Source organism: Mycobacteriales bacterium, assembly GCA_036497565.1.
GTDB lineage: Bacteria > Actinomycetota > Actinomycetes > Mycobacteriales > QHCD01 > DASXJE01.
Map to the genome: position 1 here is coordinate 74588 of DASXJE010000018.1, position 17353 is coordinate 91940.

General features: G+C 70.7%; 20 protein-coding genes. 13 read left to right on the plus strand and 7 right to left on the minus strand.

Annotated features, from left to right (window positions below; genetic code table 11):
- Positions 1-81: 81 nt before the first annotated feature.
- Positions 82-684: a sigma factor gene (locus VGH85_01755; protein HEY2172512.1), complete on the plus strand. Its 603-nt coding sequence runs from the start codon at positions 82-84 to the stop codon at positions 682-684.
- Here VGH85_01755 and VGH85_01760 read toward each other — a convergent pair.
- A complete protein-coding gene (locus VGH85_01760; protein HEY2172513.1) occupies positions 602-1354 on the minus strand; it encodes a transcriptional regulator in 753 nt (250 codons plus the stop codon). The genes VGH85_01755 and VGH85_01760 overlap by 83 nt on opposite strands.
- A 137-nt stretch (positions 1355-1491) precedes the next feature.
- Between VGH85_01760 and folE the strand changes: the two genes are divergently transcribed.
- Complete coding sequence (folE, locus tag VGH85_01765; protein ID HEY2172514.1) at positions 1492-2070, plus strand: GTP cyclohydrolase I FolE; 579 nt, start codon at positions 1492-1494, stop codon at positions 2068-2070.
- Between the two features lie 19 nt (positions 2071-2089).
- On the opposite strand, the gene VGH85_01770 is transcribed toward folE, so the two are convergent.
- Positions 2090-3076, minus strand: coding sequence for a helix-turn-helix domain-containing protein (locus VGH85_01770; GenBank protein ID HEY2172515.1), 987 nt, complete (start codon positions 3074-3076; stop codon positions 2090-2092).
- Between the two features lie 74 nt (positions 3077-3150).
- On the opposite strand from VGH85_01770, the gene VGH85_01775 reads away from it, so the two are divergent.
- Complete coding sequence (locus VGH85_01775) at positions 3151-3519, plus strand: hypothetical protein (GenBank protein ID HEY2172516.1); 369 nt, start codon at positions 3151-3153, stop codon at positions 3517-3519.
- Positions 3520-3913: 394 nt separating this feature from the next.
- Entirely contained in the window at positions 3914-4072 is a 159-nt protein-coding gene (locus VGH85_01780) for a hypothetical protein (protein ID HEY2172517.1), read from the plus strand.
- A 24-nt stretch (positions 4073-4096) separates the two neighbouring features.
- On the opposite strand, the gene VGH85_01785 is transcribed toward VGH85_01780, so the two are convergent.
- Positions 4097-4813: an IclR family transcriptional regulator gene (locus VGH85_01785; GenBank protein HEY2172518.1), complete on the minus strand. Its 717-nt coding sequence runs from the start codon at positions 4811-4813 to the stop codon at positions 4097-4099.
- A 58-nt stretch (positions 4814-4871) separates the two neighbouring features.
- On the opposite strand from VGH85_01785, the gene leuC reads away from it, so the two are divergent.
- From leuC to VGH85_01805, 4 genes are all read left to right on the plus strand, one after another.
- Positions 4872-6272 (plus strand): 3-isopropylmalate dehydratase large subunit, encoded by a 1401-nt coding sequence (gene leuC / locus VGH85_01790; protein HEY2172519.1) that lies wholly within the window; start codon positions 4872-4874, stop codon positions 6270-6272.
- A gap of 16 nt (positions 6273-6288) precedes the next feature.
- Positions 6289-6885: a 3-isopropylmalate dehydratase small subunit gene (gene leuD / locus VGH85_01795; protein ID HEY2172520.1), complete on the plus strand. Its 597-nt coding sequence runs from the start codon at positions 6289-6291 to the stop codon at positions 6883-6885.
- Positions 6882-7757: a methyltransferase domain-containing protein gene (locus VGH85_01800; protein HEY2172521.1), complete on the plus strand. Its 876-nt coding sequence runs from the start codon at positions 6882-6884 to the stop codon at positions 7755-7757. The genes leuD and VGH85_01800 overlap by 4 nt, the downstream gene beginning before the upstream one ends.
- A 187-nt stretch (positions 7758-7944) precedes the next feature.
- Positions 7945-8445, plus strand: a complete 501-nt coding sequence (locus VGH85_01805) for an HU family DNA-binding protein (GenBank protein HEY2172522.1) — start codon at positions 7945-7947, stop codon at positions 8443-8445.
- Positions 8446-8526: 81 nt separating this feature from the next.
- Here the strand turns inward: VGH85_01805 and VGH85_01810 are convergent, their stop codons facing one another.
- Genes VGH85_01810 through cofC form a run of 4 tightly spaced genes read right to left on the minus strand, consistent with a single transcriptional unit; the run spans position 8527 to position 12497 of the window.
- Positions 8527-9408, minus strand: coding sequence for an NUDIX hydrolase (locus tag VGH85_01810; protein HEY2172523.1), 882 nt, complete (start codon positions 9406-9408; stop codon positions 8527-8529).
- Positions 9409-9413: 5 nt separating this feature from the next.
- Positions 9414-11594 carry an RNA degradosome polyphosphate kinase gene (locus VGH85_01815; GenBank protein HEY2172524.1) on the minus strand — a complete coding sequence of 727 codons (2181 nt, stop codon included), beginning with the start codon at positions 11592-11594 and terminating at the stop codon, positions 9414-9416.
- A gap of 57 nt (positions 11595-11651) precedes the next feature.
- Positions 11652-11846, minus strand: a complete 195-nt coding sequence (locus VGH85_01820) for a cold shock domain protein CspD (GenBank protein HEY2172525.1) — start codon at positions 11844-11846, stop codon at positions 11652-11654.
- 51 nt (positions 11847-11897) lie between these two features.
- Positions 11898-12497, minus strand: coding sequence for a 2-phospho-L-lactate guanylyltransferase (gene cofC / locus VGH85_01825; GenBank protein HEY2172526.1), 600 nt, complete (start codon positions 12495-12497; stop codon positions 11898-11900).
- Between the two features lie 122 nt (positions 12498-12619).
- On the opposite strand from cofC, the gene VGH85_01830 reads away from it, so the two are divergent.
- Genes VGH85_01830 through VGH85_01850 form a run of 5 tightly spaced genes read left to right on the plus strand, consistent with a single transcriptional unit; the run spans position 12620 to position 17329 of the window.
- The gene (locus VGH85_01830; GenBank protein ID HEY2172527.1) at positions 12620-13339 is read left to right on the plus strand and encodes a lysophospholipid acyltransferase family protein; all 720 of its coding nucleotides are present in this window, start codon (positions 12620-12622) and stop codon (positions 13337-13339) included.
- Complete coding sequence (locus VGH85_01835; protein HEY2172528.1) at positions 13336-14334, plus strand: NAD(P)H-dependent glycerol-3-phosphate dehydrogenase; 999 nt, start codon at positions 13336-13338, stop codon at positions 14332-14334. Before VGH85_01830 ends, VGH85_01835 begins: the two co-directional genes overlap by 4 nt.
- Positions 14331-15542, plus strand: a complete 1212-nt coding sequence (locus tag VGH85_01840; GenBank protein ID HEY2172529.1) for an aminotransferase class I/II-fold pyridoxal phosphate-dependent enzyme — start codon at positions 14331-14333, stop codon at positions 15540-15542. Before VGH85_01835 ends, VGH85_01840 begins: the two co-directional genes overlap by 4 nt.
- Before the next feature lie 18 nt (positions 15543-15560).
- Positions 15561-16658: a D-alanine--D-alanine ligase family protein gene (locus VGH85_01845; GenBank protein HEY2172530.1), complete on the plus strand. Its 1098-nt coding sequence runs from the start codon at positions 15561-15563 to the stop codon at positions 16656-16658.
- On the plus strand, positions 16655-17329 hold the full coding sequence (locus VGH85_01850; GenBank protein ID HEY2172531.1) for a PhzF family phenazine biosynthesis protein: 675 nt from the start codon (positions 16655-16657) through the stop codon (positions 17327-17329). Before VGH85_01845 ends, VGH85_01850 begins: the two co-directional genes overlap by 4 nt.
- The last annotated feature ends 24 nt before the right edge of the window (positions 17330-17353 follow it).

Here is a 17353-nt window from a genome sequence, read left to right on the forward strand (position 1 = left end):
GCGCCGGGTGGTTCCCGCCGACCGGCGGGTGAGTGGGGGTGGCTCCTGCCGTTCGGCCGCGCTCCGCCTACGGTGGCTGACGTGGATGCGCTGACGGTGGTGCTGTCAGCGGCCGGCCGCGGGGATCACCAGGCGCTCGTATCGTTCATCCGGGACACGCAGGCAGATGTGTGGCGTTTCGCCGCGCACCTGGTCGATCCCCAGAGCGCCGACGATCTCACCCAGGAGACCTACCTGCGCGCGGTACGTGCGGCGCCGTCGTTCGCAGGGCGCTCGTCCGCGCGCACCTGGCTGCTGGCGATCGCGCACCGCGTCTGCATGGACGAACTGCGCGCGCGGACCCGGCGCCGGCGCCGCGACGCCCTGCTGCCGTGGGTCAATCCCGCCCCCGTCGAGCCGGATGTTGCCGGCGAGGTCACGGCGGCCGCGCTGCTGGCCGATCTCGACCTCGACCGGCGTACCGCCTTCGTACTCACCCAGCTGATCGGGTTGTCCTACGAGGAGGCGGCGCAGGCGTGCGGCTGCCCGGTGGGCACCATCCGGTCCCGCGTCGCGCGGGCGCGGGCCGATCTGGTGCAGGCGCTGGACGCCGACCGGGTCGTCACCCTGCGCCCGGTCCGGTCTCGTCGGTCGACGCCGGACCTGCCTGTAGCTCCACGCAACACGCTCCGGGCCGAGGGTTGAGGACGGCCTGCACGGTCCGGGCATGCATTCCGTCGAGAAAGCCGGTGAGGAAGGCGTGGTTGATGCCGCAGACGACCTGCGGCGCTTGCGCGGCCAGCGGGTGGAACGGACAGTTCCGTAACCGCACACACAACGGCTCGTCGCGGGTCGGGTCGAAGCCGCGCTCCCGGAGTACGCGCTCGGCGAGGGTGAGGGCACGTTCGGCGCCGAGCCGCCCGGCGCGGCTGCGGTGGCGCTCCTCGGCGCCCAGGGTCTCGCCGTGGCTGCGCGCCACTTGCACGGCGGACTGCATGGCGCTCCCGCCCGCGGGCTCGGCGACCAGTGCATCGACCAGGATGTCGGACAGGTCCTCGTGCCGGCGGGCCGGAATGCTCACTCGGACGTCGAGGTCGGTCGGCCGGTAGGTCTTCGGGGTGCGCCCGACCCGGCCGCGACGCTCCGGCTCGTCGTAGGCGGCACGGAGCAGGCCGACGTCGACGAGTTTGTCCAGGTGGAAGGCGGCCAGCTTGCGGGAGATCCCCACGGCGCTCGCCGCGTCCTCCCGGGTGACGGGTCGGCCGACATCGCGGATGTAGCTGAACATGCCGCGCCGCAGGTCGTCGTCGAGTGCCGCGACCGCTCGGATCGACGCTCTCGAGTCCGGAGCGGATCCTGCGTCCCGATCAACCATCACCCACCCATGTTACGCCCATGTTGATGTGCGAAACCTTTCAACGGGCAGTATTCCTCTTCCACTTGACCGGGTCGCTGGAATATGACCAAGATAATTAGGTGAAAACAGCCGAGCTTCCCACGGTCCGCCCGGATCTGCACGTGCTTCCGCAGCCGGAGCAGGTCGACCTCGTTGCGGCGGAGCGGGCGGCCGAGGCGTTTCTGCGGGCACTCGGAGTGGCCCCGGACACCGAGTCCCTGCGCGACACGCCCGCACGGATGGCTCGGGCCTACGCCGAGTTGTTCACCCCGCGGCCGTTCGACCTGACGACGTTCCCCAACGACGAGGGCTACGACGAACTCGTCCTCGCCCGCCGGATTCCGCTCCGGTCGGTGTGCGAGCATCATCTGCTGCCGTTCATGGGAGTCGCGCACGTCGGCTACCTGCCGGGGGAGCGGATCCTCGGGTTGTCCAAGCTCGCCCGGGTCGTCGAGCACTGCGCGTCGCGGCCGCAGGTGCAGGAACGGCTCACCAAGCAGATCGCCGAGTGGCTCAACAGTCGGCTGCGGCCCCGCGGCGTCGGCGTCGTGATCGAGGCCGAGCACACCTGCATGACGCTGCGCGGGGTCCTGGCGGCCGGATCCAGCACGGTCACCTCGACATTGCTCGGCACGCTGCGCGACGACGCACGCAGCCGGCAGGAGTTCTTCGCGCTCACCGGCGTGCACGCCTGAGCGACGCCGGCGGTGGCCGCTAGGCGATGTCGGCGATGGCGGGCGCGTCCTCGGCGCCCTGGAAGGTGCGGCGGTAGGCCATCGGCGTGGTGCCGACCTGCTGGCTGAAGTGGTGGCGCAGCAGGTCGGCCGCGCCGAACCCGGTACGTCGCGCGATCTCATCGACGCCGAGGCCGCCGTCCTCGAGCAGTTGCTGGCTCAGCAGCACCCGTTGCCGCGTCAGCCACTGGTGCGGCGTAGTGCCGGTGGCGGCGGCGAACCGGCGGGCGAAGGTCCGCGACGACATGTGCGCCCGGTGAGCCAGCCCCGCAACGCTGATCTGCTCGTCGAGATGCGCCTGCATCCACGCCAGCAATGGTGCGAGGTCGTCGCCGTCGGCCACACCGATGGGAACGGGGGTCTGGATGTACTGCGCCTGGCCGCCGTCGCGGTGCGGCGGCACCACCATCCGGCGGGCGATGCCGTTGGCCACCCGCGGACCCAACTCGCGGCGTACGACGTAGAGGCAGGCGTCGATGCCGGCGGCCGTGCCGGCGCTGGTGATGACCGGCGCGTCATCGACGTAGAGCCGGTCGGCCTCGACCTCCAGGCACGGGAAGCGCTCGGCCAGCGCGTCGGCGTGGTACCAGTGACAGGTCACCCGACGGCCGGCGAGCAGGCCCGCCTCGGCGAGTAGGAAGACCCCGGAACAGACGCTGAGCACGGTGGCGCCCCGGTCGACCGCGGCGTGGAGCGCGTCGACGATCTCGGTCGGGACGGGAACCTCGTCGACCGTCCAGGCGGGGATCACCACCAGGTCGGCGCTCGCCGCGCGATCGAGGCCGTGCGCGACCTGCAGGGTCATGCCACCGGTCACGGGGAACGGCCGGTCGTCCACCGCGCACACCGCGAAGTCGAAGTTGGGCAGACCGTCGGCGGACCGGTCGAGGCCGAACACCTCGCACGCCACAGCGAGCTCGAAGGGGTGCACCGACCCGTCCACGATCGCGACCACGTCCTGAAGCATGTTGGCAGTATATACGCGGAGCCTGTCAGTTCTGCCACTTCTGCCGTCGCGTCAGGCCGCGCATGCTCAGTGGCATGACAGTTCTCGTGCTTGTCACCAGCCTGATTTCGCTCCTCGCCGTTGCCGTGTGGCGGTATGGCGCCGACAGCCGGGACGGCCGCGACTGGCAGCGGGCCGCGGACCCGGCGGTTGCGGGGCGGGCGCCGTACCGGCGGGCGCACACGCCGGCCGCGGATCTCATGGCGGTAGGGCGATCGATCCGTCGGCTCGTCGCCGCGATCGTCGAGTTCCAACGGGCGCAGACCGACCTGTGGGAGCGCTACCAGGCCGCCCAGCGGCCGTGGGAGACCGAGCGGCTGCACTGGGCGCGCACCCGCCGCGGCTGGGTCCTGCGGGGCCGGGTCGCGCCTGCCGGGCCGGCCGACCGGACACCGACCCGCTGACCTTCCACTCCGTGACCCCGACCGGCGCCCGCCTTCGTGCGGGCGCCGGTCGACGCGTGGGGTCGCGACACGCGTGGGTCGCCGACATCGGACGCTGTACTCGCAAATTGCCGCGATTTATGCGAGTAGGGCGTCCTACGTCGGCCGGGCTTCCCATCCAGCCCGGGGCCGGCGACATCGTGCGCCGTACTCGCATCCGGGAGCCCTTTCTGCGAGTAGGACGCACGATGTCGACGGCTGGGCGCCCGCGGTGGCTGACATCGGACGCTGTACTCGCAAATTGCCGCGATTTATGCGAGTAGGGCGTCCTACGTCGGCCGGGCTTCCCGTCGGCGCCGCCGCCCGGCCACGTCGGAAGGGGCGGCCTCGGCCACCGCGGGGCTACGCTGGTGACATGGTCCTGAGAATCCTGGGCATCGTGCTGGTTGTCTGGCTGGCGTTCGTCATCATCGGCCTGCTCGTCAAGGCGCTGTCCTGGCTCTTGGTGGTCGGTCTGGTCCTTGCGGGGGCCACGCTCGCCGTCGGCTATGTCCGACGGAAGTCCATCCGCTGACCCGACGCGGTTCCGCGACCGGCGTCACCCGGTCTCGCCGAGCCGTCGGCTGAGTGACGTAGCTGCTGCACAGACGAGCGGCGCGAGTCGTGCGCCCGGTCCGCGCCCGAGGCGCTGGATCGGACCTGACACCGACACCGCCGCCACCACGGCACCCGACCGGTCCCGGACCGGTGCCGACACCGACGCGACGCCAGCCTCGCGCTCGGCGACGCTCTGCGCCCATCCGCGTCGGCGTACCTCGGCCAGCCCGCGGGCACTGAACGCCGCCGCAGTCAGCAATCCCGCCATCTCGGCCGGGGGCGACCACGCCGCCAGCACCTGCGCTGCCGATCCCGCCGACATCGACAGCCGCGCGCCCACCGGCACGGTGTCGCGCAGACCCTGCGCCGGCTCCGCAGCCAGTACGCAGACCCGCTCGGATCCGTCCCGGATGTAGAGCTGCGCGCTTTCACCGGTGTCGTCGCGAAGACCGACGAGCACCGGACCGGCCGCGGCGAGCAGCGGATCCGGCACCGTGTGGGCCAACTCGCGCAGCGCCGATCCCGTCGTCCACCGCCCGGAGTCGTCGCGGCTGAGCAGCCGGTGCGACTCGAGTGCGACGGCAAGTCGATGTGCCGTGGCACGGGGGAGTTGGGTCGCCTCGACCAGGTCGGCCAGTCCCATCGGCGTACGGGCGATCGTGCTGAGCACCAGAACCGCCTTGTCCAAAACGCCGATGCCGCTAGACTGCGTTCTCATAGGGCGATACTAGCGTCCCACATGGTGGGATGCCAATACTTGCAGAGAGGGAGAGGTCATGGGCCGGACGCTCGCAGAGAAGGTCTGGGACAGCCACGTCGTACGGCAGGTCGAGGGAGAGCCGGACCTGCTCTACATCGACCTGCATCTCGTGCACGAGGTCACGAGCCCGCAGGCCTTCGAGGGGCTCCGGCTGGCGGACCGGCGGGTACGCCGACCCGATCTCACCATCGCCACCGAGGACCACAACGTGCCGACGACCGGGTTGGGCGAGCCGATCGCCGACCTCGTGTCGCGTACGCAGGTGGAGACCTTGCGCCGGAACTGCGCGGAATTCGGCATCCGGCTGCACCCCATGGGCGATCAGAGCCAGGGCATCGTCCACGTCATCGGCCCGCAACTCGGCCTGACGCAGCCGGGAATGACGGTGGTGTGCGGCGACTCGCACACCAGCACGCACGGGGCGTTCGGTGCGCTGGCCTTCGGGATCGGCACCAGCGAGGTCGAGCACGTCCTCGCCACCCAGACCCTCCCATTGCGGCCGTTCAAGACGATGGCGGTCACCGTCGACGGCACGCTGCCGCCCGGAGTGACCGCCAAGGACGTCATCCTCGCCGTCATCGCCGAGATCGGCACCGGCGGCGGCCAGGGCCACGTCATCGAATACCGCGGCGAGGCGATCTCCGCGCTGTCGATGGAGGCCCGCATGACGATCTGCAACATGTCGATCGAGGCCGGCGCCCGTGCAGGCATGATCGCGCCCGACGAGACCACGTTCGGCTACCTGAAGGGCCGACAGCACGCCCCGACCGACGCCGACTGGGATTCCGCGCTCGACTACTGGCGCGGCCTGCGCACCGACGATGACGCGACGTTCGACCGCGAGGTGCACATCGACGCCGCGAGCCTCGAGCCGTTCGTCACCTGGGGCACCAACCCGGGGCAGGGCGTGCCGCTCAGCGGCCGGGTACCGGATCCCGCGGAGTACGACGACCCGGGCGAGCGCTCGTCGATCGAGAAGGCGCTGACCTACATGGCGCTGACCCCGGGCACCGCGCTTCGCGACGTGCCGGTGGACACCGTCTTCGTCGGTTCCTGCACCAACGGGCGGATCGAGGATCTGCGCGCGGCGGCCGAGGTGCTACGCGGCCGGAAGGTCGCGAAGAGCGTGCGCATGCTCGTCGTACCCGGGTCGATGCAGGTGAAGGAGCAGGCCGAGTTGGAGGAGCTGGACGGCGTCTTCACGGCCGCCGGCGCGGAGTGGCGGTCTGCGGGCTGTTCGATGTGCCTGGCGATGAACCCCGACCGGCTCGAGCCCGGGGAACGGTCCGCGTCCACGTCCAACCGCAACTTCGAGGGCCGGCAGGGCGCCGGCGGCCGTACCCATCTGGTGTCACCCGCGGTCGCCGCGGCCACCGCCGTCACCGGCCGCTTCACCGCGCCGTCCGACCTGTCCTGAGGAGAAGGAGCCACCGATGGAGAAGTTCACCGTGCACCGCGGCCGCGCCGTGCCGCTGCGCAACAGCAACGTCGACACCGACCAGATCATCCCGGCCGAATACCTCAAGCGGGTCAGCCGGACCGGTTTCGAGGACGGCCTCTTCGCGGCGTGGCGGAAGCGCGACGCCGACTTCGTGCTCAACCGGCCGGAGTACGACGGCGCGACGATCCTGGTCGCCGGCCCGGACTTCGGCACCGGGTCCTCGCGTGAGCACGCCGTCTGGGCGTTGACCGACTACGGCTTCCGCGTCGTCATCTCACCGCGGTACGGCGACATCTTCCGCGGCAACTCGCTCAAGGGCGGCCTGCTGACCGTCGTCCTGCCGGAGGACGTCGTGCAGGCGCTCTGGACACTGATCGAGTCCGACCCGACGGTCGAGCTGGTCGTCGACCTCGAGAACCGCACCGTCCGGGCGCCCGGGATCGAGGTCGGGTTCGAGCTCGACGATTACACCCGCTGGCGGCTGATGGAGGGTCTCGACGACATCGGTCTGAGCCTGCGACACGAAGAGGACATCTCGGCGTACGAGCAGAACCGGCAGCCGTGGATGCCCGTCACCCAGCCGGCGTGACCAGTACGGATCCGGCCGGAGCGACCACCGCGGACGGCACCCGCCCGCGGTGGGACGGGTCGCTGTACGCCGACAACACCGCCCATCACCGCCGATTCGACGACGCGGTGCTCGACGGAATCGACGTGCCGGGCACCGCCCGGGTGCTCGACCTCGGCTGCGGTGTCGGCGACTTCACCCTCCGGCTCGCCGATATCGTCCCCGATGGTGCGGTCCTCGGCGTCGATGCCGCACCCGACATGGTGCGCGTCGCCGGAAGCCGCAGCGACCGTGCGAACGTCGATTTCCTCACCGCAGCGGCCCAGCAGCTCGCGACCATCGTTCCGGAGACGTCCTTCGACGCCGTGGTGTCGGTGGCGACGCTGCACTGGGTCCCCGAAGCCGACCACCCCGTCGTTCTCGACCAGATCCGCCGTGTCCTGCGGCCCGGCGGGTTGTTCCGGGCCGAGTTCGGCGGGGCCGGACAGATCTCCGCCGCCCGGGCGCTGCTGGACGAAGAGGCCAGTGCGGTCGGAGGAACACCGGTGCCGTGGTTCTTCCCCGACGCGGACACCTACCGCGCTCTGATCGAGGCGTCCGGGTTGTCGACGAGTGCGGGCTGGGTCCGTCTGGTGCATCAACGCAGATCGCTCCCGGACGCCGACGCACTGCTCGGCTGGCTGCGCAGTCAGGTGCTCGTCGGCTACGACGCAGTGGTGCCGGATGCAGCGGCGCAGCAGTTCCGACGGCAAGCCGAGTCCCGTGCAGTGTCCGAACTCCGGCGAGTCGACGGAAGTTTCGATCAGGACTACGTACGACTGGATCTGCGTGCCCACCGCGCCGCCGAGCCAGCAGGTCGTCCCGCCGCGACCGCCGATATCGCTGCTGTGTAAGGGATCCGCAGCCCCGCCGACCCCCCGCATGGCACCGGACAGATCACGAAGTCCGGCCGAAGTGCCTGCGGATTGCGCTGCGACACAGGACTTTTCCTCGGTATGGTCGTTGTGCCCGACGGGGATCACGCCTACCGTTCGGCGCAAGTCGGCAGAGTGAGCCGAGGTAACGTCCTGGGAGGGACACGTGAACAAGGCCCAACTAGTAGAGACGCTGGCCGAGCGCCTTGGTGGGGACAAGAAGTCCGCTGCCGCCGCGGTCGACGCCTTCGTCGACACCGTGATCCGTTCGGTGGCGAAGGGCGAGAAGGTCTCGATCACCGGGTTCGGTGTCTACGAGAAGCGCGTCCGCGCCGCCCGCACAGCCCGTAACCCCGCAACCGGTGCCACGGTCCGCCTGAAGCGGACCTCGGTGCCGGCGTTCCGCGCGGGACAGGGATTCAAGGACGTCGTCAGCGGAGCCAAGAAGGTCGCCAAGGCACCGGCCAAGAGCACGACCAAGGCCACCGCCCGCAAGTCGGCGGCCAAGAAGGCCGGCACCAAGACGACCGCCCGCAAGGCGGCGTCGCGGTCGACGGCGACCAAGAAGGCGACGACCGCCCGCAAGACGACCGCCAAGAAGGCGGGCGCAGCGAAGAAGACCACCGCCAAGCGCACTACGGCGGCGAAGCGCACCGCACGCCGCTAGCACCATCGGCCAGGGCGACATCCGGCGACGAGCCGGCATCCCAAGCGGATGCCGGCTCGTCGTCGTTCGGGGTGGGCGCCGTCAGCCGAAGCTGCGGAAGTATTCGGCGGCGACCAACTTGTCACCGACGAAGGACAGCGCCCAGGTACTGGCCTTCTTTGCGTCGGTCGTCGACAGATCCACGCCGTCGGCCTTCGCCAGTGTCCCGACGATGGTGGGGATCGCGCCGCCCTGGCTGCAGACCACGGTCGTGCCGCGATTACGGGCGAGTTGGCGGATCCGCTCGACCGCCGCGTCCGGATCGCTCGCGCATGCCTCTTCGTTCAGCGCCGGCTCAAGGCCCACCGTGAGGCCGAGGTCGGCGGCGAGCGGAGCAACCGTCTGCACGCAGCGCACGCGGTCTGCGGAGACCACCAGAACGGGCGCCCAGCAGGCCAGACCCGAGCGCAGCCGATCGGCCTGGGCCGCGCCGACCGCGTCCAGCGGACGCAGCCGGTCGTCGTCCTTCCAGGAGCTCTTGTCGCCCGCGCGCGCGTGGCGCACCAGCAGGATGGCGGCCGTGGGCACCGGTCCGGCGAGGAAATCGCGGACTATCTCGCGATCACGTTCGTAGGTCAGCCGGTCGAGTGCGGCGTCTGGGTCGAGCCAGTCCAGGCGGTCGACCTCGTCACCGGGCTGGAATTCGCCGCTCAGGCAACGTATCGACCAGTAGTCGACGGTCTTCTCGCCCTCCGGCACCTTGTAGCGCTGGCTCGGCAGGCGGCGGCCCATCGCAGGGATGCAGCCGGTCTCCTCGGTAACCTCCCGGCACGCGCCGAGGACCGGGTGCTCATTGTGGTGCAACTTTCCTTTCGGCAGCGACCAGTCGTCGTAGCGCGGCCGGTGGATGACGGCGATGTCGGGCCGATCGGAGGACCCACGCCACACCAGGCCGCCCGCGGCCGGGATCTTCCGTGCAGCCACGGCCGCTACTCGCCCCGACCGGTATGGCGCCGCATCAGCACCTGTTGATAGTCCACCAGCGCCTTCCCGTCGGCGATGGTGTGCCGCCGCCATTCGCCGTCGGGATAGAGCTCCCAGCACGCGGTGGTGTCGGCCATGGCGAGGTCCAGCGTGGACTGCAGTTGTTCGCAGGCGCTCGGATCGGTGACGTGGACCAGCGCCTCGACCCGCCGGTCGAGATTGCGGTGCATCAGGTCGGAACTGCCGATCCAGTACTCCGGGTCGCCGTCGTTGCCGAAGGAGTAGATCCGGGAGTGTTCGAGAAAGCGGCCGACGATCGAGCGCACGCGGATGTTTTCCGACAGCCCGGACACACCGGGGCGGATCGAGCAGTTCGTGCGGACGAGCAGGTCGATGGCCACACCGGCACGGGATGCCCGGTAGAGCGAGTCGATGGTCTCCTCGTCGACCAGGTGGTTGGTTTTGATGCGGATGCTCGCCGGCCGGCCGGCCCGCGCGTGCCCCGCCTCGCGCTCGATCCGTTCGATGATGCCGGCCCGCACGCCCTGTGGCGCCACGAGCAGCGACCGGTACGACGTCTGACGGGAGTAGCCGGTCAGGACGTTGAACAGCGCCGTCAGGTCGGCCCCGACCACGGGGTCGGCGGTGAGCAGGCCGAAGTCCTCGTAGAGGCGTGCGGTCTTGGGGTTGTAGTTGCCGGTGCCGATGTGGCAGTAGCGGCGGATCGCGCCGTCCTCCTGGCGGACGACCAGCGCCGTCTTGCAGTGGGTCTTCAGCCCGACGAGGCCGTATACGACGTGGCAGCCGGCCCGCTCCAGTGCGCGTGCCCAGCTGATGTTCGCCTGCTCGTCGAAGCGGGCCTTGATCTCGACCAGCACCACGACCTGCTTCGCGGCCTCGGCGGCGTCGATGAGCGCATCGACGATCGGGGAGTCACCCGACGTGCGGTAGAGCGTCTGCTTGATCGCGAGCACCTTGGGGTCGGCCGCGGCCTGCTCGATGAAGCGTTGCACGCTGGTGGCGAAGGAATCGTAGGGGTGGTGGACAAGCACGTCCCCTTCGCGCAGCGTCGCGAAGACGCTCTTGGGCGTCTCGCCGTCGGTGAGCCGCGGGGGCGTGGCGGGGACGAACGCCTCCTCCTTGAGCTCCGGCCGGTCGACCTCGTAGAGCTCCAGCAGCGACGACACGTCGAGCAGCCCGGGAACCCGGGAGACGTCCGCCCGGCTCATGTCCAGCTCGCGGATCAGCAGATCCAGCACGTGCGGCGACATGGTGTCGGCCACCTCGAGCCGCACTGCGGGACCGAAGCGGCGACGGGCCAGCTCGCGTTCGAGCGCCTGGAGCAGGTCTTCGTCGCGGTCCTCCTCGACTTCGAAGTCGGCGTTGCGCGTCACCCGGAACAGGTGGTGCTCGACGATCTCATTGCCCGGGAACAGCTGGTCCAGATGGGCCGCGATCAGGTCCTCCAGCGGCAGGAAGTTCGCGCTTTCCGTGGAGGTCGCACCCGCGTTGACTTCACCCTCGCTGCCGACCGCGACGAAGCGGGGCACGTTGTTGGGCACCTTGATGCGGGCGAATCGGTCGACGAGACCGTCCGGATCGCGCACGGTGACGGCGAGGTTGAGGGAGAGGCCGCTGATGTAGGGGAACGGGTGTGCCGGGTCGACCGCGAGCGGGGTGAGCACCGGGAAGAGGTGGTCGCCGAAATAGACGTGCAACCGGGACTGCTCGCTGTCGCCGAGGTCCTGCCAGTGCACGATCGCGATGCCCTGCTCCTCGAGCGCCGGCGCGACGTCGTCGACGAAACACCGGGCCTGCCGTTCCACCAGTGCCTGGGTGCGCTCGGCGATGCGCGCCAGCTGTTCGCGGGGCGAGAGGTGGTCCGCCGATCGCACGGAAAGGCCCATGCTCTGGCGCCGTTTGAGGCCGGCCACCCGCACCATGTAGAACTCGTCGAGGTTGCTGGCGAAGATCGCCAGGAACTTCGCCCGCTCCAGCAGCGGCAGCTTGCGGTCCTCGGCGAGTGTGAGGACCCGGCCGTTGAAGTCCAGCCACGACACCTCGCGGTTGAGGAACCGGTCCTCGGGAAGTCGCGCGTCGTCGAGATCCGTCGACGGGGTTCGCCCACTGTCGTCCGAGGAGGGGTGATTCCCGGTCCGATCCGTGGTGTCCGTCTCAGAGCTCATGGGTAGATGATGCCCCGTCCAGGTGAACGGCGTGCCGCGATCCCGCCACGGTGCCGCTCACGGGAGCGTGATCAGCGTGACCCGGACCACTCGCCCGGCGTCCCGGTCGAGCCGAACCCGTTGCCCCGGGCGCAGCAGCCGGAGCCCGCCTGCGGCGAAGGCCGCCGCGTCGAAATCCAGCGCCCGCCCGTCGTCGAGCAGCACCGAGCCGGATCCGGTCCGCGGGTCGAAGTGCCGCACGGTGCCCTGCATCCGGTCACCGTACGGGAGAGTCCGCCCCGATACGTCGATCCGGGCCGGGCGTCAGAGCAGCGCGCGGGTCGCTGCACCGATACCCAGTCGCGTCGCCGCCTGGAGGTCGTCGGGGGTGTCGACGTCGCGGCGCAACGACGGCCAGTCGCCCTGCAGTTCGACCGCACCGGAGTCCAGGTGCGCCTGCCGGGACGCCACGCCGTAGCGAGGTGCCAGCTCGGCTCCCGGGACGGCGGCCAGCAGCGTGGTGCCCTGACCGGAGGCATCGGCGACGAACGAGCGCGGCATCGCCGCAGCGGCCTGCAGCGCCCCGGTGAGCTCGTCCGGCCGCAGTGCCGCGAGGTCACTGGCGAGTACGGCGACCCCGTCCTCGGTGCCGAGCCGCGCCGCGGCGGCGGCGCCGTAGGCCAGCGCCGGATTGAGCCCGGCATCCGGGCGATCCGGGACGACGACGGCACCGGCCCGCTCGAGCCGGTCCGCGGCCTGCTCGTCGTCGGTCACGACCACGACCCGCGCAACCACCGGGCTCGCCAGCGCGGCGGTCACCGTATCGACGGCCAGGGCCAGCGCGAGCGCCTCCCGCCCGCCCGGCACGCCGTCCGGCGCCGCCGCGGCGAAGAGTCGGGACTTCGCGCGCGGCAGTCGCTTCACCGGAACGACAATGGACCAACGCATGACGCCGACATCGTCGCAGGGTGCTCGCGGGTACATGTGCGCGACCGGGCAGAATCCTGCTTCGCGGCAGCTGTCGACGACATGGAGGGCGGCAACGAATGACCAGGCGCAGGGCAGGGTTCTGGATCCGGCTGTGCGTGATCCTCATCCGGCCGCTGGACGGGCTGCTGTTCAAGATCAGATGGCGCGGCACCGAGAACGTGCCCAAGAGCGGCGGAGTGATTCTCGTCGCCAACCACGTCTCCTACGCCGATCCCTTCACCTTCGTCCGGTTCGTGTGGGATTCCGGCCGGATCCCGCGCATTCTCGCCAAATCGAGCCTCTTCACCATCCCCGTCGCCGGCGCGATCCTGCGCGGCGCCAAGCAGATCCCGGTCTATCGCGGGTCGTCGGAAGCCGGTGGTTCGCTGCGCGACGCCGTCGCCGCGCTCGACCGCGGCGAGGCGGTGTGCATCTATCCCGAGGGAACCGTCACCCGCGACCCCGACTGGTGGCCGATGCAGGGCAAGACAGGGGTCGCCCGGCTCGCGCTGGCCACCGACGTCCCCGTCGTCCCGATCGCCCAGTGGGGACCGCAGTTCGCCTACGACCGCTACCACCACAAGATCAGCCTGCTGCCGCGCAAGGAGATCCACACCGCGGCGGGGCCACCGGTCGACCTGTCGGCGTACCGGGACAAGCCGGTGACCGGCGAGCTGCTGCGCGACGTCACCGACGAGATCATGCGCGGGGTGCGGGCCCAGCTCGCCGAGATCCGGCAGGCCACCCCACCGGACCGGTTCTGGACGCGGCCACCACGCGAGGAGTCCGGCCGGTGACCCGGGCGGCGGTGCTGGGGGCCGGGTCGTGGGGTACGGCGTTCGCGAAGCTCCTCGTCGACGCCGGCGGCACCGTGACCCTCTGCGCCCGCCGTCCGGAACTTGCGGCGACGATCCGCGACACGGGCATCAACCCCGACTACCTACCGGGGATCAGGCTGCCGGAGTCGCTGGCGGTCACCGCCGATCCCGCCGCGGCGCTGGACGGAACGGACCTGGTCGTGCTCGCCGTACCGTCGCAGACGCTGCGGGTAAATCTCGCGCAGTGGTCGCCGCTGCTCGGTGGTGACGCCACCGTGGTGAGCCTGATGAAAGGCGTCGAGCTCGGCAGCGACAAGCGGATGAGCGAGGTCATCGGCGAGGCCGGGTCGGTGCGCGCCGACCGGGTGGCGGTGGTGACCGGCCCCAACTTCGCCCGCGAGATCGCCGCCGAACAGCCCGCAGCCACCGTGATCGCCTGCCCGGACCCCGACCGCGCCACCCGGCTGCAGAGAGACTGCCAGACGCCGTACTTCCGGCCGTACACCAACGCGGACATGATCGGCGCCGAACTCGGTGGCGCGGTGAAGAACGTGATGGCCCTGGCCTGCGGGATGGCGGTCGGGATGGGTTTCGGCGACAACACCAAGGCGTCCCTCATCACCCTGGGCTTGGCGGAGATGACCCGGCTCGGTGCCGTGCTCGGTGCGCAACCGGCGACCTTCGCGGGACTCGCCGGGCTCGGCGACCTGGTCGCGACCTGCATGTCGCCGTTGTCCCGCAACCGTGCGGTCGGCGAGGGTCTGGGCCGTGGTGAGAACATGGCGGAGGCGACCGCGGAGACGCACGGTCAGGTCGCCGAAGGGGTGAAATCGTGCCGGTCGGTGCTCGATCTCGCCCGCCGGTATGACATCGACATGCCGATCACCGAAGGCGTGGTCGCCGTGTGCCACGAAGGCATGCGCCCGGCCGAGATGGTGAAACGCCTCATGAGCAGGGAGATGAGAGCCGAGTGACTGACTCGCAGCCGTCGTACGGAGAGGGCACCCGCGCGGTGCACACGCCGCACCCGCCGGCCTTCGAGCAGGAGCCGCTCGGCCTGCCGGTCTACCGCACAGCGTCGTTCGCCTTCTCCTCGGCGAACGAGTTCGCCGAGGTGCTCGGCGGTCGGGCACCCGGCTACTCCTACAGCCGGGTCGACAACCCCACCGCGGACGCGTTCGCGACCGCGGTCGCGGCGTTGGAGGGTCACGGTGTCGACGACGACATCGTGGGGCAGCCGTTCGCTTCGGGGATGGCGGCGATCTCGAGCGCGGTGATGGCGCACGTCGGTGCCGGTGACCACGTCGTCTGCGCCGCCGCGGTCTACGGCGGTACGTGGTCGCTGCTCGCGAACGTGCTCTCCCGGTTCGGGGTCACCGCGTCATTCGTCGAAGGCAACGATCCAGCCGATTACCGCGCTGCTGTGACCGATCGCACCCGGCTGGTCTGGGTGGAGACGATCGCCAATCCCACCCTGGCGGTCGCCGACCTGCCCGAGCTCGCCGCCGTCGCCCACGAGGCCGGCGCCCTGCTCGGCGTCGACTCGACGTTCGCCACGCCGGTGCTGTGCCGCCCGCTCGAGCACGGTGCCGACATGGTGATGCATTCGGCGACGAAATACCTCGGCGGGCACGGCGACGTGACCGGCGGCGTCGTCGTCGGCCGCCGCGACGTCATCGATCCGGTGCGGCACCTGCGGATCGACCTCGGCGGCGCACTCTCCCCGGACGACGCGTTCCTGCTGCATCGCGGTGTATCGACGCTGCCCCTGCGGGTGTCGCGGCACAGTGCGTCGGCGATGGTGCTCGCCGAGGCGCTCGCGACCCACCCGGCCGTCGCCCGGGTGCACTATCCCGGGCTGTCGTCACATCGCGACCACCCGCTGGCGACCAAGATCTTCGATGCCGGCAGATTCGGCGGGATGGTCAGCGTCGACCCGCACGGCGATCGCGACGCCGGAATCCTGCTCTGTGACCGGCTGCGACTCGGAATGCCCGCCAGCTCACTCGGCGGCACCCGCACCATCGTCAGTCACGTGGCGTCGACGACCCACCGTCAGCTCGCCGACACCGACCTCGCCCGCGCCGGTATCGCCCCCTCGACGGTGCGCATCTCGGTGGGGCTGGAGGATCCCGGCGACCTCGTCGCGGACTTCGCACAGGCCCTCGACGGGCTGCGCTGACCGGATAGGGTGCGGGCCGTGTCCAGTCCGCAGCGCAAGATCCGGGTGGCCGTCGTCTTCGGCGGTCGCAGCAGCGAACACGCGATCTCCTGCGTCTCCGCCTCGAGCGTGATGGCGGCGCTGGATCCGGCCCGCTACGAGATCGTCCCGATCGGCATCACCCGCGCCGGAAGCTGGGTGCTGACCGACGGCGATCCCGAGCGGCTGCAGATCCACGGGACGACGCTGCCGCAGGTCGAGTCGGGCAGCGCCGTCGTACTCCCCGGTGATCCGACGGCCGGCGGACTCGTGGTGGTCGAGCCGGGTGAGGGGGCCCGCACGCTCGGCGACGTCGACGTGGTCTTCCCGCTGCTGCACGGGGCCTACGGCGAGGACGGCACGATCCAGGGCCTGCTGGAGATGGCCGGAGCGCCCTACGTCGGCGCCGGCGTGCTCGGCAGTGCCGTGGCGATGGACAAGGAGTACACGAAGAAGTTGCTGCGGGCCGAAGGACTGCCCGTCGGTGACTTCGTCGTACTGCGGTCGGGGGAGCGGATCAGCCCGGCGTCCCGGGACCGGCTCGGCCTACCCGTCTTCGTCAAACCGGCCCGCGCCGGATCGAGCATCGGCATCACCCGCGTCACCGACTGGGCGGCGATGGACGAGGCCGTCGACAAGGCGCGGGCGATCGACCCCAAGGTGCTGGTGGAGGCCGCGGTCGTCGGTCGGGAGATCGAGTGCGGCGTACTCGAAGGGCTCGCGGGCGGGCCGCCGGAGGCCAGTCTGCCGGCGGAGATCCGGCTCCTGGGCGGCCACGACTTCTACGACTTCGAGGCGAAGTACCTCGAAGACGCCAGTGAGTTCGACATACCGGCCAAGCTCTCCGACGACGCATCCGCGGCGCTGCGTGCGATGGCGGGTCGAGCCTTCACCGCGCTCGACGGCGCCGGGCTCGCGCGGGTCGACTTCTTCGTCGGTGCCGGCGAGGAGATCACCATCAACGAGGTCAACACGATGCCCGGCTTCACCGCGATCTCGATGTTCGGCAAGGCCTGGGCGGCGACCGGGCTGGCCTACCCAGACCTGCTCGACCGCCTCGTCGACACCGCGCTCCGTCGGGGAACAGGACTGCGGTGACGACGCTGCACGTGGTCAAGGTGTTCGTCGGACCGGAGGGCCGCGGTGGCAACCCGCTCGGCGTTTTTCTCGACGGAGCCGCGGTTCCGGCCGATCGGCGACAGGCGGTCGCCGCCGATCTCGGGTTCAGCGAGACGGTCTTCGTCGAGCCCGGTACGACGCGCGTGCGCATCTACACGCCCGCCCTCGAACTTCCCTTCGCCGGCCATCCGCTGGTCGGCACTTCGTGGTTGCTCGCCCAGCGCGAGAAGCCGGCCGAGGTCCTCGTCACACCGGCCGGTGACGTGCCGACGTGGGTGGATGAGGCGGGGCGGCACTGGATCCGCGGGCGGGCCGACTGGGCGCCAGCGATGGAGCTTCGGCAGTTCGCGAATCCGGCCGAGATCGACGCGCTCACCGAGCCACCCGACCCGGACGGCTTCGTCGACGCGTGGGCGTGGCAGGACGAGGTGCGGGGTGAGGTGCGGGCGCGGGTCTTCGCGCCGTCGCACGGCGTCCCCGAGGACGAGGCGACCGGCTCGGCCGCCGTACGACTGGTCACCTCGCTCGGCCGGCCGATCACCGTCCGGCAGGGGGTCGGCTCCGTCCTGTACGCCCGACCAGGACCCGCCGGCACCGCCGACGTCGGCGGCACCACGATCCTCGTCGACGAGCGCCCCTACCGCCCCTGACGCCGGTCGGCCCGCCGCCGCTCG